9 protein-coding genes are annotated in these 16,083 nt (G+C 71.6%); 5 read left to right on the forward strand and 4 right to left on the reverse strand.

All coding sequences use genetic code 11. The features are described 5' to 3' along the window. Positions 1 to 245 precede the first annotated feature (245 nt). The 3 genes from ACLVWQ_RS13230 to ACLVWQ_RS13240 all read left to right on the forward strand — a co-directional run bounded on the left by ACLVWQ_RS13230 (position 246) and on the right by ACLVWQ_RS13240 (position 7,297). Positions 246 to 3,950, forward strand: coding sequence for an alpha-glucuronidase family glycosyl hydrolase (locus tag ACLVWQ_RS13230; RefSeq protein ID WP_414108683.1), 3,705 nt, complete (start codon positions 246 to 248; stop codon positions 3,948 to 3,950). 51 nt (positions 3,951 to 4,001) lie between these two features. Beyond that, entirely contained in the window at positions 4,002 to 6,326 is a 2,325-nt protein-coding gene (locus ACLVWQ_RS13235) for a family 43 glycosylhydrolase (RefSeq protein WP_414108684.1), read from the forward strand. 146 nt (positions 6,327 to 6,472) lie between these two features. Next, the gene (locus tag ACLVWQ_RS13240; RefSeq protein WP_414108685.1) at positions 6,473 to 7,297 is read left to right on the forward strand and encodes an SDR family oxidoreductase; all 825 of its coding nucleotides are present in this window, start codon (positions 6,473 to 6,475) and stop codon (positions 7,295 to 7,297) included. Positions 7,298 to 7,422: 125 nt separating this feature from the next. Here the strand turns inward: ACLVWQ_RS13240 and ACLVWQ_RS13245 are convergent, their stop codons facing one another. After that, the gene (locus ACLVWQ_RS13245; RefSeq protein ID WP_414108686.1) at positions 7,423 to 8,643 is read right to left on the reverse strand and encodes a metallophosphoesterase; all 1,221 of its coding nucleotides are present in this window, start codon (positions 8,641 to 8,643) and stop codon (positions 7,423 to 7,425) included. Between the two features lie 123 nt (positions 8,644 to 8,766). After that, positions 8,767 to 9,510 carry a FadR/GntR family transcriptional regulator gene (locus ACLVWQ_RS13250; RefSeq protein ID WP_414108687.1) on the reverse strand — a complete coding sequence of 248 codons (744 nt, stop codon included), beginning with the start codon at positions 9,508 to 9,510 and terminating at the stop codon, positions 8,767 to 8,769. 124 nt (positions 9,511 to 9,634) lie between these two features. Between ACLVWQ_RS13250 and ACLVWQ_RS13255 the strand changes: the two genes are divergently transcribed. Beyond that, entirely contained in the window at positions 9,635 to 11,377 is a 1,743-nt protein-coding gene (locus tag ACLVWQ_RS13255) for an IlvD/Edd family dehydratase (protein WP_414108688.1), read from the forward strand. A 66-nt stretch (positions 11,378 to 11,443) separates the two neighbouring features. Next, on the forward strand, positions 11,444 to 12,631 hold the full coding sequence (locus ACLVWQ_RS13260) for a fumarylacetoacetate hydrolase family protein (protein WP_414108689.1): 1,188 nt from the start codon (positions 11,444 to 11,446) through the stop codon (positions 12,629 to 12,631). 72 nt (positions 12,632 to 12,703) lie between these two features. Here ACLVWQ_RS13260 and ACLVWQ_RS13265 read toward each other — a convergent pair whose 3' ends face one another. Next, entirely contained in the window at positions 12,704 to 15,085 is a 2,382-nt protein-coding gene (locus ACLVWQ_RS13265) for a beta-glucosidase family protein (protein WP_414108691.1), read from the reverse strand. A gap of 94 nt (positions 15,086 to 15,179) precedes the next feature. Further along, entirely contained in the window at positions 15,180 to 16,082 is a 903-nt protein-coding gene (locus ACLVWQ_RS13270) for a carbohydrate ABC transporter permease (protein WP_414108693.1), read from the reverse strand. Between the last annotated feature and the right edge of the window lies 1 nt (position 16,083).

Consider the following 16,083-nt stretch of genomic DNA (forward strand, 5'->3'; position numbering starts at 1 on the left):
GCCGCCCCACGGTGCCCACGTCACCTCCGTGTGAACGGATAACCGCAGGTAGGGCGGGTCGCCCGGATGCTCCTCCCGTGCAGTCCCTCCTCGCCGTCCTGGGCGGGCCCAGAGGTCCGGGGCGTGGATCCGCGCCCGAACACGACAACACGAGTTGCTGCACGTTCCGTTGACAGTGAGGCGGTGCGGCGTGGAAGCTCTGCCGCGGTAAACGTTGGAATCACCGACGGAGGAGGCCCACTGCGATGGTGCAGCATCCACTCGGGCGGAGACGTCTGTTGCAGGCCTCGGCTCTGGCGTTCGCCGCGGCGGCCACCCCGTGGGCCGCTCCCACCGCGTCCGCCGCCACGGCAGCCTCGCGCTCTTCGGCCACTTCGGCTCCTTCGGCCGCGCGGCTGGTCGACGAGGACGGCTACGAACTGTGGCTGCGCTACCCGCTCGTGGCCGATCCCGGCCGCCTCGCGGAGTACCGGCGGAGTCTGACGAGCATCGCCCGGCTCGGCGACGGCCCGGTGCTGGAGAACGCCGAGTCCGAACTGCGGCGGGCGGTCGAAGGACTCACCGGTGCGGCTCCCGCCGGTGCCCGCCCGGCCAGGGCCGCGATCGTCGTCGGCCTGGTGCGGGACTCGTCGCTGCTGCGCTCCCACGTGGACGAGGACCGGGACTTCCGGCTCAGCGAGCAGGGGTTCGTGGTCAAGTCGGTGCGGGCGCGCGACGGACGCCGGCGGATCCTCATCGCGGGGCGCACCGAACGCGGAGTGCTCAGCGGGGTGTTCCACTTCATCCGGCAGGTGCAGCTCGGGACACCGCTGGCGAAGGTGTCGAGCCGGCAGAACCCGGCCGTCGGGCTGCGGATGATGAACCACTGGGACAACCGCGACGGTTCGATCGAGCGCGGATACGCCGGTACGACGGTCTTCGGCTGGGACGACCTGCCCGAGATCTCCGACCGGCACGTCGACTACGCGCGGGCGATGGCCTCCATCGGCATCAACGCCTCGGTCATCAACAACGTGAACGCCGACGCGGACTTCGTCACCGGCGGCATGCTGGACAAGCTGGCCCCCCTGGCGGCCCTCTTCCACTCGTGGGGCATCTCCCTGTGGCTCTCGGTGAACTACGCGAGCCCCCTCGTGCTGACCGCCGGCGACGAGGACCCGATCACGACGGCCGACCCCGCCGATCCACGCGTCCAGCGGTGGTGGAGCGCGAAGGCCGACGAGATCTTCTCCAAGCTGGACGGGTTCGGCGGGTTCCTGGTCAAGGCGAACTCCGAGGGCAGACCCGGCCCGCTGGACTACGGCCGTACCCATGCCGAGGGCGCCAACATGCTGGCCAGAGCGGTCCGTCCGTACGGCGGGAAGATCGTCTGGCGCAGCTTCGTCCACGAGGACTTCAGCGACTGGGCGGAGTACCAGTACCGGACCTTCGCGCCCCTGGACGGCGCCTTCGACGACAACGTCGTCCTGCAGACGAAATACGGGCCCATCGACTTCCAGGTCCGCGAACCGGTGCACCCGCTGTTCGGACGGATGCGGCGCACCCACCAGATGGCCGAACTCCAGCTGACCCAGGAGTACACCGGCCACGCCGTGCACACCGACTACCTGGCGCCGATGTGGCGCGAGGTCCTGAGCTTCCCGACCCAGGGACCGGCCACCGGACCGACCGTGGCGGAGATCCTCTCGGCGGGGTCGCTGCGGGAAGGTGAGCCGAGTACCGGCATCGCGGGCGTCAGCAACTTCGGCGCCGACCGCGACTGGACCGGCTACCAACTGGGGGCGGCCAACACCTACGCCTTCGGCCGCATGTGCTGGGACACCGACGCCGACCCCCGGGACCTGGCCGCGGAATGGGTGCGCCTGACCTTCGGCACCGACCCGAAGGTGACCGGCGTCGTCGTCGACATCCTGGCCGGTTCCAGGGAGGCGTACGAGGCGTACTCCTCCCCGCTGGGACTCGGGTACTTCACCAACCCCGGCGGCGACCACTTCGAGCCGAACCCGAAGGCGACGCTCTTCCAGTCCCACCACACCACCCCCGAGGGCACCGGCTTCGACCGCACCGCGGCCACCGGAAGCGGCTTCGCCGGGCTGTACCCGAAAGCCTGGCAGGACGTCTACGAATCCCCGGACACCTGCCCGGACGAGCTGCTGCTGTTCATGCACCGGGTCCGCTACGACCACCGCCTGCGCTCCGGCTCCACGGTCGTCCAGCACATCTACGACACCCACTTCCGGGGCGTCGAGGAGGCCGAGCGGTTCCTCCTCGCCTGGCGCACGCTCGCCGGACGCGTGGACGGGCGGCGCCACGACGACATCGAAGCCTCCTTCACGGCGCAGGTGGAGCACGCCCGGCTGTGGCGGGACACCGTCGTCGGCTTCTTCTTCGACTACAGCCGACGCGTCGACGAACGGCGTACGTGGTTCCAGGTCGCCCTGGGCGCACAGCGCGTGCTGCTCGGCGGCAGGCCGAACCTGCTGCCGGTCACCGTCACCAACGCCTCGCCGGACCGGCACCGGCTGACGGTGCGGCTGAGCCCACCGAACGGGCGGTGGACCTCCGAGCCCGCCACGGGCGAGGCCGCAGGCACCGCGACCGCCGCACTCGAACTGCCGGTCGCCCCGCCGCTGACCGGCACCGTCGTACCGTCGGACATCGACGTGTCACCGAACCTCACCCGCCTGGACGGAGCGGTCCCCGACCTGGTGGTCGCGCCGGACGGCGCCCGCTGCCGACTGGCCCTGAACGCCGGACCGGACGACGGTGTGCCGATGCCCGGGTACACCCCCCTGAAGCCGTCGTCCGCCTGGTCGGCGCAGGCCGGCTTCGGCTGGGTGGGGGAGCGGCCCACCGGACGGGACCGCGGCGGCGAACCGCTGATCCGCGACATGCTCCACCACGACCGTTCCCGGGTGCTGCGCGTCGCCGTGCCCGCAGGCCGGCACATCGCGTACGCGCTCGTCGGCGACACCGACGCGACCGCCTCGCCCACCGGGGTCGCGGTGGACGGTACGACGGTCGCGACCAGCCCACGCCAGACCGGCGGTACGTTCACCTGGCTGGAACTGCCGCTGGACGGCGGCGTTTCGGGGCGCACCCAGGACCTGACCTTCACCGGCGCGGGCGGGCCCTGGCGGCTGAACGCGCTGGCCCTTCCCGACGAGTCACTGCCGGAGCCGTCCCTGCTGGTGCTGAAGGCGACCACCGAACAGGTCTGGTGGACCGGCCGGCCGGGCGAGGTCACACTGCTGGTCCGCAACACCGGTGACACGCCCCGCGAGGTCACCGCCGAACTCACCGTCCCGGACGGCTGGGAGACCACCCCGCGCACCGTGACCGTGGCGGCGGGCGCGGAGGCGGAGCTGACGGTCACCGCGACCCCGGAACCGACACCCGGGTTCGCCACCGTGGGCATCCGCGTCGACAGCGGGGACGAGCCGGTCGAGCGCGGCCGGTCGGTGCCGGTGGCGACCGCCCCGCACGCGGACGACGCCGTACTGGCACTCGACGCGGGACCGGACGGCAGCCCCCTCGTCCCCGGCTGGACCCGGCTCACCGCCGAGGACCGGTACGACGACGAGCGCGGCTACGGCTGGACCAAGGAGCGCCCCGACAACCGCGACCGGGGCACGGGCGACGCCCTGCGGCGCGACTTCGTCACCCAGAAGATCAAGGACTTCGCGATCGGCCTGCGGGTGCCGGCCGGCGAGCACACCGTGTGGGTCCTGACCGGAGACATGGTGGCCGAGTCCGCGATCACCACCATCTCCGAGAACGGCACCGTCCTGGCGAGCTCCGGTGCCGCCACCCTGCCCGCGCGCGTCTTCCGCTGGTTCTCCTTCGGGTTGGACGGCGGCGCGTCCGGCCGCACCGCCGAACTGGACATCACGGGTTCGAAGTTGAACGGCCTGTGGCGGATCGGCGCCGTGGTGGTCGTCCGAGCGTGACGTGTGCCCCGTAACTCGAGTCCCTCAGTTCGCGTAAGGAGATCACCACACATGGCACGACCGACGACCGACTCGGAGACGGTGACGAGGGAACGGCGCAGACGGGTCAGGGGGCCGGTCTCGGGACCGGTCGCGACGGTCATGGCGATCGGCCTGATGGGATCCGGCGCGCCGCCGGCCGCCGCAGACCCGGACGACCGTCCCGGGACGTACACGAACCACGTCATGGACGACATCGCCGACGCCTACTCCGACCCGTCGATCATCCGCGGGAAGGACGGCTACTGGTACGCCTACGCGAGCCAGACGTCCATGACCAGGGAGAACGCCGGCGGCCCCTGGAACTCCCAGCGCTTCATGCCGATCACCCGCTCGTCGGACCTGGTGAACTGGACGTACGTCGGCGACGTGTTCAGCCCGGCCAACCATCCGGAGTGGCGCGACTTCGGGAGCACCTACTACTGGGCGCCCGACATCCGCTACATCAACGGCAAGTACTACCTGTACTACTCGGTCGCCGGGAACGACGACAACACCATCGCCCTGGCCACCGCCGACCACCCCGCCGGACCGTGGAAGGACATCGGCCGCCCGGTCCTGCCGTACGGCAAGCAGGTCAATCAGATCGACCCGTCGGTGTTCGTCGACACGGACGGGGAGAAGTACCTCTACTACGGCTCGTTCCGCGACGGGGGCATCCAGGCGGTACGGCTCGACGCCGAGGGCACGGCGCCGGCCGGCGAACCGGTCCAGGTGGTCGGCGCCCGCCGCGGCGAGGCGGCGTACGTGACGAAGCGCGACGGCTGGTACTACCTCTTCTACTCCGGGCTGGGCTGCTGCGCCCGGGACAAGGGCGCGTACCCCGTGTTCGTCGGGCGGTCGAAGAGCCCGACGGGACCGTTCGTCGACGCCGAGAACGTGGGTCTGGCCGACCTGCACCCGGGCGGGACGATCGTCAACTCGCCCAACGGCAACAAGTGGGTGGCCACCGGGCACTCGGCCGACGTGGTGGACAAGTCGGGCCAGGAGTGGATCCTCACCAACGGCTTCGACCGCTTCGAGACGGACCCGGACTGGGGCGGGCGCCCCACGGTCATGGACCGCCTCGACTGGATCGACGGATGGCCGACCGTACGCGCCGGGGCCTGGACCAGTGAGGGCGTACAGACCGCGCCGGTCGCGCGGTGGGACGAGGGCAGCGACTTCGAGGCCGGACTCGGCGGCTTCCGGACCCTGGGCACGGGTGCCTGGAAGGAGGGGACCGACCCGGACTCGGGCCGTTACGCGCAAGCTCCGCGAGCCCAGCAGGCCGCGCGAGCCACCGGCGCCCGCTCGGCCCCGCAGCTGCTGATCCCGAGCCGCGCCCCGAAGGGGGACGTGCGGCTGGAGGCCGACGTACGGCTGCGTGACGACCGCGGCGGTGTCGGGCTGGTCCTCGCAGCCGGGGGAGCCCGGGACCACCTGATCGCCTGGGTGGACTCCGATCGGGCCCTCACGGTCGAGCTGACCCGTGGCGGCAAGGTGCGGAAGACCTGGACGGAGCGACTGCACCCCGGTGTCGACGTACGGACCTGGCACTCGCTGAACGCCGAGATCCGCGACGGCCGGGCCCGGGTGGAGATCAGCTCGGCGATGCTCGGGATGCCGCTGGCGGAGATCGAGGTGGACGTCCCCGACACATGGCGCCGTGGCGGCACGGCGTCGCGCCACGGCTCGGGAGAGGTCGACAACGTCGGGGTCACCCGGCTCTACACCCCGGTGACGAGGAAGAAGCCCGACCCGAAGGTCGGCAAGGAGCTGACGTCCTACCGGGAGGACTTCACGGACGACACACTGGACGGCTGGGAGTGGTTCGGGCCGTCCGACGGACAGGTGGCCGACGGGAAGTACGTGTGGCCCACCCAGGACGCCGACTTCTCCGGCACCGGGACGATGGCCTCCGCCCTGCTCCGTGACGCCCCGAAGGGGACCTACACCGCGGAGGCCAAGCTGCGCTTCCCGATCACCGACGCTCCCGACGGCCGGAGTCAGGCGGGGCTCATCGCCTTCCGCAGCCCCGCGGACTCCGTCCACCTGGCACCGACCCGCACCGGGCCCTCCCGCCAGGTGTTCCTGTGGATCGGCCGCGACCGGGACTCGTGGCCGGAGATGCAGATCGGCCCGTCGGCCGACACCATGTGGCTGCGTATGCGGCACACCGTCGATCCGCGGACCGGTGAGCACATGTACCAGGCGGCGACCAGCCGCGACGGGAAGAAGTACATCTGGGGCGGCGTCTGGAGTCTGCCGGCCGGCGACGATCCACGGATCGGCCTGGTCTCCCTGGCCGGCGAAGGGGTGACCGCGGAGTTCGACCACGTCAGGTTCTACGACTGAGGGTTTCCCTCCGCTGAACGGCCTCTTCAGGGGGCCTCGACTTGCCTTGGAGCGCACTCGAAGGTGTGTGCTGGAGTCCATAGGCTCCGCTCCGTCATGCGGTACCGCATGACGGAGCGGGCGAGGAGTTCCCTGAGGAGCACGCCATGGCACAGAAGTTCTGGTTCATCACCGGCGCGTCCCGCGGCTTCGGGCGGGAGTGGGCGATCGCCGCGCTGGAACGCGGCGACAGCGTGGCCGCGACGGCACGTGACCTGTCCACGTTGGACGACCTGGTCGCGACCTACGGTGAACGGTTCCTGCCCCTGCGGCTCGACGTCACGGACCGCGAGGCCGACTTCGCCGCGGTGCGGCAGGCGCACGAGCGGTTCGGCCGCCTCGACGTGGTGGTGAACAACGCCGGCTACGGCCACTTCGGCTTCGTGGAGGAGATCTCCGAGTCGGAGGCCCGCGCGCAGGTGGAGACCAACCTGTTCGGGGCGCTCTGGGTCACCCAGGCCGCCCTGCCGTTCCTGCGCGAGCAGCGCGGCGGCCACATCCTGCAGGTCTCGTCGATCGGCGGGATCAGCGCGTTCCCGCTGGTCGGCATCTACCACGCGTCGAAGTGGGCGCTGGAGGGGATCAGCCAGGCGCTCGCCCAGGAGGTCGCGCCGTTCGGGATCAAGGTGACCCTGATCGAGCCCGGGGGCTTCGCCACCGACTGGGCCGGCTCCTCGTCGAGCACGTCCGAGCCCCTTCCGGCGTACGCGGAGCTGCACGAGCGGGTGCAGGAGGAGCGCCGCAAGCGCATCGGCACGCCCGGCGACCCGAACGCCTCCGCCGCGGCCCTGATGGAGATCGTGGACGCCGCCGAGCCACCGCTGCGCTGCTTCTTCGGCGCGGGCCCGCTGGACATCGCCAAGGCCGACTACGAGAGCCGCCTGGCGACCTGGGAGAAGTGGCAGCCGGTGGCACGCCTGGCCCAGGGCTGACGGGGCCGGCCGACGACCGGCAAGCCGAGGATCAGTACCTCAGGGTCGCCACAGCGACGCGGCGGCGGACCCCACGGGGCTTGTCGGCGGGGCTGTGCTCGGCCCGTACGGGCTGCCGCCCGGCGCTACGCCGAAGCGGGCGGCTGCTGCGAGCGGAGTACGAGCAGGGTGATCTCGCTGGGGGCGAAGACGCGGAACGGCGGGCCCCAGAAGCCGGTGCCGCGGCTGGTGTAGAGGAGGGTGCGGGCCCCGTGCCGGCTGAGGCCGGCGAGGGCGGGCTGGTCGAGGCGGACGAGGTGGTGGAAGGGCCAGATCTGGCCGCCGTGGGTGTGGCCGGAGAGCTGGAGGTCGACGCCGGCCGCCGCGGCCCGGTCGACGAACTTGGGCTGGTGGGCCAGGAGCAGGACGGGCAGGTCGGGGTCGGCGCCGGTCAGGGCTCCGTCGAGGTGGGCGCGGTGGCCGGCCAGCCCGGAGGACTCGGCGGTGACGTCGTCGACACCGGCCACCACGAGGGTGTCGCCGCCGCGTTCGAGCAGCAGATGGCGGTTGCGCAGCGGCTCCCAGCCCAGCTCGTCCATCAGGTCGACCCAGCCCTGGGCCTCGCTGTAGTACTCGTGGTTGCCGGTGACGTAGACCCGGGCCTTGGTGGCCCGCACGGTGGCGAGCGGGGCGGCCTGGGCGCGGCGGCGTTCGGCCGTGCCGTCCGCGATGTCGCCGGTGTGGCAGACCAGGTCGGCTTCCAGGGTGTTCACCGTCTCGCACACCCGTGCCGACCAGCGGGCGCGGTCGAGCGGGCCGTAGTGGGTGTCGGTGATGAGGGCGACGCGGGTGCCGTCCAACCCGGCTCCCAGGCGTGGGAGTCGCACGTCGAGGCTGCGCACGCGGGGCACGCGGCGGGCCTCGATATAGCCCCAGACGAGCAGTACGGCGGTGACGCCGAGGACGGCCCAGGTGACGACACGGGCCCGGTCCTGGCTCTCGCCGACGCCCGCCACGGTCAGGGCGAGCCGCAGGAGGATGCCGAGCAGCACGGACCAGGTGAACAGGATCCAGCTGAAGCCCAGCAGGGTGTCACCGACGATCGCCGCCCGGTCCTGCTGGCGCCGGCCGTGGCCGCGAGCCATCGCGAGCGGCATGGCGACGAGGCCGAGGACGAACAGCGCGGTGCAGGCCAGCGTGGCAGGAAGGGGCCAGTGCTGGCCGGTGTGCAGGAGCACCGCGTAGGGCACGGCCCACAGCAGGACGGGGGCGATCAGAGGGAGGTACCGCGTCAGCCGGTGCAGTGCGCCCTGCCGCGGCGCGTGCGTCTCACTGTCGGCGGGCCGGGTGTTACTGGTGTCGGTCACGCTTCCCCTCCTCGACCAGGCTGCGGTACTCGCGCACTGTATCCGGTCGCCTCGGGCCGGTCTGATGTGGTGTGCACGGGAGTTGGGGAGCCGGGGGCACTGCGGGGGCGCGGCGGTGACGGCTCACACGGGATCGCTCGGCAGTCCGGGCGATCGGGCGATCTCTCGTTCGGCGGCTTCGACGATGGCCAGTACGGCGGCCGCCGCGGCCGCGGGATCGCGGGCCTCGACGGCTCGTACGACGGCACGGTGACCCGGCAGCGAGGCCTCCACCGAGCCGGGGGTCTGGATGCTGACGGAGAAGCTGTGTTCCAGCGCGATGTCGACGGCGCGGCCCAGTGAGCCGAGGAGCCGGTTGCCGCCGGCGTCGAGCAGGGCCCGGTGGAAGGCGATGTCGGCCTCGACGTAACCGCTGCGGCCCGGTCGCGCCGCAGCGGCCTCCATGGCCGCGAGACAGTCGTACAGGACGCGTACGTCGTCGGGGCCGGCCCGTTCGGCGGCGAGCCGGGCCGCCTCGGGCTCGACGATCCTGCGCAGCTCACCCGTGTCACGCAGCAGGGCCGTGGCGTCCCCGGCCTGTTTCCAGCGCAGCACGTCATGGTCCAGGTGGTTCCAGTCCTCCGGGGGCAGCACGCGGGTGCCCGTGCGTGGGCGCACGTGCAGCATCCCCTTGGCCACCAGCGCCTTGACCGCTTCCCGCACCACCCCTCGGCTCACGCCGATCTCGGCCGCGAGGCTGTCCTCGACCGGCAACGGATCCCCCGGCTCCCACGCGCCCCCCACGATGCGCCGCCCGAGTTCGTCGACCACGCGCTGTTGCATGGTCAGGAAACGCACCACAATCTCCGTTCGCCCTCTGGACGTCATTCATCGAATCATCTAATGATTGTGCTCCAGGGTACGGCTTGTGGGCCCTCGCCCGACAACCCCGACGACATCCCACAACGCTCCATCGCGAAGCGGACGACGCCAGAGCCACGGGAGTGCCTACATGACCGAAGGTCACAAGACGAGCCGCAGCCAGGCCTGGTTCGGCGCACAGGGCCGCAGCGGGATGGTGTACCGCTCCTGGATGCGCAACCAGGGATTCGGGCACGAGGTGTTCGACGGGCGTCCCGTCATCGGCATCGCGACCAGTGCCTCCGAACTCGCCCCGTGCAACGCCCATCTGACGCGCGTGGCCGAAGCCGTCAAGCGGGGCGTGTGGCAGGCGGGCGGCTTCCCGCTCCAGTTCCCCACCATGGCCACCGGCGAGACCCTGATGCGCCCCACCGCCATGCTGTACCGCAACCTCATGGCCATGGAGGTCGAGGAGCTGATCCGGGCCAATCCCCTCGACGGTGTCGTGCTGCTGTCCGGCTGCGACAAGACGACCCCCGCCATGCTCATGGGCGCCGCCAGTGTCGACGTGCCCGCCGTCATGGTCACCGGCGGCCCGATGCTCAACGGCAAGTACCGGGGCCAGGACGTGGGATCCGGCACCCACGTGTGGAAGTTCGAGGAGGACCTGAAGACCGGCCGGATGACCGAGGAGGAGTGCTTCTTCGCGGAGGGGTGCATGGCCCGTTCCAACGGGCACTGCATGACGATGGGCACCGCCTCGACGATGGCCTGCCTGGCCGAGGCGCTCGGCATGCAGCTGCCGGGCTCGGCGGCCTGGCCCGCGGTCGACTCCCGGCGGATGGAGGTCGCGCAGGCGGCGGGGCAGCGCATCGTAGGGATGGTGGGGGAGGAGCTGCGCCCCTCGCGGATCCTGACGAGGGAGGCGTTCGAGAACGCCGTCCGGGTCAACGCGGCCATCGGCGGCTCCACGAACGCCGTCATCCACCTCATCGCCATCGCCGGACGCGTCGGCGTCGAGCTGAACCTGGAGGACTTCGACGAACTGGTCCGCGCGGTGCCGACCCTGGTCAACCTGATGCCCAGCGGCACGTACCTCATGGAGGACTTCTGCTACGCGGGCGGCCTGCCCGCCGTCATGACCGAGCTGCTCGGCGGCAGGCTGCTGCACGGCGGACCGATCACGGTCACCGGACGCACCGTCGCTGAGAATGCCGAGAGCGGTGAGAACGCCGAACGTGTCGGCTCCGACGTCATCACCGGCCTCGACGCCCCCTTCCAGCCGGCCGGCACCGGTATCGCCGTCCTCCGCGGCAACCTGTGCCCCGACGGCGCTGTGATCAAGCAGTCCGCCGCGTCGCCGCACCTGCTCACCCACCGCGGCCCGGCGCGCGTCTTCGACTCTCCCGAGGCCTACCACGAGGTGGCCGACGACCCGGAACTCGACGTCGACGAGAACACCGTCATCGTCATCCGCAACGCCGGCCCCAAGGGCTACCCGGGCATGCCCGAGGTCTCCAACGTCCCGCTGCCCGCCAAGCTGTTGAAGGCCGGCGTCACGGACATGGTGCGCGTCTGCGACGGCCGGATGAGCGGCACCGGGTACGGGACGGTGGTCCTGCACGTGGCACCCGAGGCCGCCGTCGGCGGCCCCCTCGCCCTGGTGCACGACGGGGACCCCGTCGTCCTCGACGTCCCGAACCGCACCCTGCGCGTGGACGTGGACGACGCCGAGCTCGCCCGGCGCCGACAGGCCTGGAAGGCACCCGCCGAGCGGCACACCAGCGGGTACGCCTGGCTCTACACCCAGCACGTGGAACAGGCCGACCAGGGCGCCGACTTCGGTTTCCTGCGCGGCAGCCGCGGACACGAGGTCCCCCGCGACTCCCACTGAGCCCGGACTTCCACCGAGTCCGTCCCCGGGCCACCGCAACCCCTCGAATCCAGGAGAGCATCGATCGTGGAATCGGCAGCAGCGCGCCCTCGTCCGGTCCTCACCCCCGGCTCCGTCCTGCCCGAGGACGCCGACCGGGCCGCCCTCGTCGCGCGCGTCCACGACCCGGACCGGGACGGACCCTGTGTGGCCGCGGTCCGCGGCGAGCAGGTCGTCGACCTGACGGCCGTCGCACCGACCGTCTCCGACCTCATGGAACGCGACGACGCTGCGGCCCTCGTCCGCGAGGCCGCCGGCGGGCGCACCTGGCGCCTGGACGACCTGCTGAAGGCACCGGCCGACCGCCGTGACGTTCCGCGTCTGCTCGCCCCCGTCGACCTGCAAGTGATCAAGGCGGCGGGCGTCACCTTCACCCGGAGCCTGCTGGAACGCGTCATCGAGGAGCGCACGGGCGGCGACCCGGCGCAGGCCGCACGGGTACGGGCCCGCGTCGGGGAGTTGGTGGGCGGCACCCTCGACGGCATCCGTCCCGGATCGCCGGAGGCGGACAAGGCCAAGGAACTGCTCGTCTCCGAAGGGCTGTGGTCGCAGTACCTGGAGGTCGGGATCGGACCGGACCCGGAAGTGTTCACCAAGGCCCCGGTACTGTCCGCGGTCGGCACCGGCGCCGACATCGGAGTGCTCGGCGCCTCGGTGTGGAACAACCCCGAGCCCGAGGCCGTCCTGGTCGTGGACTCGCGCGGCCGGGTACGCGGCGCGACGCTCGGCAACGACGTCAACCTCCGCGACATCGAGGGACGCAGCGCCCTGCTGCTGTCCCGCGCGAAGGACAACAACGCCTCGTGCGCGATCGGCCCGTTCGTCCGCCTGCTCGACGAGGGCTTCGCCCTCGACTCCGTACGCGAGCTCGACATCGGCCTGCGGATCGACGGTACGGACGGCTACGTACTGCACGGCAGCAGTTCCATGCGCGAGATCAGCCGCGACGTACTGGACCTGGTGGCCGCCACGCGCGGTCCGCACCACCAGTACCCGGACGGCTTCGTGCTGTTCACCGGAACACTGTTCGCGCCCACCGAGGACCGCCAGGCACCCGGCGCGGGCTTCACCCACGAGTACGGCGACGTCGTGCGGATCTCCAGCCCGCCTCTGGGCGCCCTGGTCAACACCGTCGTCCCCAGCGAGCAGGCCGCGCCGTGGACGTTCGGCGTACGAGAGCTGATGCGCAGCCTCGCCCGGCGCGGCGTGCTGTGAGACCGCGCCGGGTCGCTCGTGCCGCGTCCGCTGTGCCCTTTGTTCCTGTTGTGACTGTTGTGCCCGCCCGGTTCATTCCCGGGCGACCGCCTCCTGCCCGATCGTGGCGTGCAGCCGCCGCGTGTGGTCCACGTGGCGCTCGGCCCCGGTCAGCGTGACCCTGGCCGTCAGGCGCGGATCCGCGCTGGAGGCGGCCAACCGCACCTCCAGCTCGCCCGGTTCGACGACGCGCCGGCCGTCGCGTCCGGTGAAGGAGGCCAGGTCGGCCGGGACCGTGACGCGCAGACGCCGGGCCTCGTCCGGCTCCAGCTCGACCCGGGTGTAGGCGACGAGGCGCTGTACCGGCTGGACGACGGAGGCGACCGGGTCGTGCAGATAGAGCTGCACCACCTCGGTTCCGGAGCGCCCGCCCGTGTTGCGGACGGTGAAGGAGAGGGTGAACTCGCCGTCCGTCGGGACCTCCCGGACGTCCATGGCCAGGTCCGTCCAGTCGAACCGCGTGTAGGACAGGCCGTGCCCGAAGGCGAACGCCGGCGTCGGATCGATGCTGGACACCTCGCTGGCGTGAGCGAGCCGCGCCCCGAGGTACGTGGCCGGCTGGGAGCCGGGCCCGCGCGGCACGCTGACCGGAAGACGCCCTGAGGGGTTGGTACGGCCGCTGAGCACCCCGGCGATCGCGTGAGTGCCCTCCTCCCCCGGGAAGAAGGACTGCACGATGGCGGCGGACTCCCGCACGGCGCGGCCGACGGCGTACGGTCGTCCCGCGAGCAGCACGGTGACCACGGGGGTCTCCAGGTCGAGCAGGGTGTCGAGGAGCTGTTGCTGGGCGCCGGGCAGCCGCAACTCCTCGACGTCGCATCCCTCGCCGCTGGTGCCCCGCCCGAAGAGCCCGGCGCGGTCGCCGAGCACCACCAGGGCGACGTCGGCCTCGCGTGCCACCCGGGCGGCCTCGCCGATGCCGGAGAGATCTCCGTCGTCGATCCCGGTGCCGCGGGCGACCGTGATCTCGGCGTCGGGGAACTCGGCGGCGAGCGTGTCGCGCAGCGTGGGCAGCTCGATGCCGAGCGGGGTACCGGGATGGCGGACGCCGATGTGCTGGGGGAAGGAGTAGCAGCCCAGTACGGCGACGGGTTCGTCGGCGTTGGGACCGAGCAGGGCGATCCTGCGCGGCCTCTTGAGCGGCAGGGTGCCGTCGTTGCTCAGCAGCACGACCGCCTTCTCGGCGACCGTGCGGGCCAGCGCGCGGTTCTGCGGCCCGTCCAGGTCGATCCGGCCGCGCAGGTCGGCGGGGGCGTCCAGGTCCGCCCCTTCGAGCGCGGCCGGCACGGGGTTCCAGTCCGCGTCGAGCAGGCCGAGCAGCGCCTTCTGGGTGAGGATCCGGCGCAGGGCGCGATCGACCAGTGTCTCCGGTACACGGCCGTCGGTGACGGCCTCGGTCAGGGGCGCGCCGTAGGTCTTGACGTTGGGCAGTTCGACGTCGATGCCCGCGCGCAGCGCCGTGCCGGCGGCGTCCGCCCAGTCGGCTGCGACGCCGTGCAGGGTCTTCAGGAAGCCGATGGCGAAGTAGTCGGCGACGACGGTGCCGTCGAAACCCCAGGTGTCGCGCAGCAGCCCGGTGAGCAGATCCTCGTCGGCCGCGGAGGGCATGCCGTCGGTGTCGGTGTAGGCGTTCATCACCGACCGGGCGCCGCCTTCACGGATCGCCATCTCGAAGGGCGGCAGCAGAACGTCGGCGCGTTCACGCGGGCCGACGGAGGAGGGGGCGAGGTTGCGGCCGGCGCGCGAGGCCGAGTAACCGACGAAGTGCTTGAGGGTGGCGACGATCCCGGCGGACTCCAGGCCCTGCACGTACGCCGTCCCGATGGTGCCCACGAGGTACGGGTCCTCGCCGATGGTCTCCTCGACCCGGCCCCAACGGGCGTCGCGCACCACGTCCAGGACGGGTGCGAGTCCCTGGTGGACGCCGACGGCACGCATGTCGCGGCCGATGGCGGCGGCCATGCGCCGCACGGTGTCCGGATCGAAGGTGGCGCCCCAGGACAGCGGAACGGGGTAGGCCGTGGCCCCCCAGGCGGCGAAGCCGGCCAGGCACTCGTCGTGCGCGAGAGCGGGGATGCCGAACCGGTTCGTGGCGGCGATACGGGTCTGGGTGCGGGCGAGCGAGAGCGCACCCAGGGCGGGGTCGACCGGGACCGTGCCGAAGGGCCGGGTCAGCTGGCCGAGACCGGTGGGCAGGAGTGCGTCGAGATCGACGGCCTCCTCCATGTCGTGCTGGTGGGGGGCGACTTCACCGCCCTGATCGGAGGCGCCCACCCACACTCCGTACAGCTGGGCGGTCTTCTCCTGAAGGGTCATCGCGTCGATCAGGGCGTCCACGCGAGCGGCGACGGAAACGCTGGGGTCGTTCCAGAGGAAGATTCCGGAGGTGTTCTCTACAGCCACGTTGGCGTTCACTTTCCTCCTCCACCCGGCAGGCCCTCGACCAGGGCGCGACGGGTGGCACGGGCGATCAGGTAGACGAGCGGGACCAGCGGTGGGGCGGCGTCGGTCAACGGCTGAATCCGGCGGTCAGGCCGCTCAGGAGCTGGCGGCGGCCGAACGCGTACAGCACCAGGACGGGCAGTGTGGTGAGGACGACGGCGGCGAGAACGGCGGGCACATTGACCCCGTACTGGCCCTGGAAGGTCCACAGCGCGAGCGGCAGGGTCCGGCGGTCGGGGCTCTGGGTGAGGATCAGCGGCAGCAGGAATCCGTTCCAGATGGTCAGCGCGTTGAAGATGGTCACGGTCAGGATGGCCGGCCGGGTGAGCGGTGCCGCCAGCCGCCACAGGGTCGTCCATTCGGTGGCGCCGTCGACCCTCATCGAGTCGAACAGCTCGTTGGGCACGTCGCGGATGAAGTTGGAGAGCACCAGTACGGACAGTGGGACGGCGAAGGCGATCGACGGGAGGATCAGCGCCAGCAGGGTGTCGTACAGCTGCAGTTTGATGATGATCAGATAGACCGGGATCACCGTCGCCTGCAACGGGATGGCCAGGCCCATGAGGAACAGCCCGTTCATCGCGCGGAGCACCCGCATGCGCCAGCCGCGCACGATCGCGTAGGCGGCCATGAAGGAGAACAGGACCGCGGGCACCACGGCGCCGGCGGTGACCAGGACGCTGTTCAAGAGGTAGCGAAGGAAGTCGGACTCGATGACCAGCCGGTAGTTGTCCAGCGTGGGTTCGCCCGTGGGCGCCAGCGGGTTGCTCCCGTAGTAGCGGTTCTGGGCCTTGAGACTGGTGATGAGGGTCCAGTACAGGGGTACGGCGACGACGACGAGCCAGAGCCATCCGGCCAGGCCGCCGGCCCAGTTGCGCCGGCGGGCCGTCCGGCGGGAGTGGCGTTGCCGCTCCCGGTGGGTGTCCTTCTGCGGTCGTCGCGACTCGGTCAGCGTGGTCGTGGTGGACACG

It is taken from the genome of Streptomyces sp. CWNU-52B (genome assembly GCF_047444975.1).
Lineage (GTDB): Bacteria > Actinomycetota > Actinomycetes > Streptomycetales > Streptomycetaceae > Streptomyces.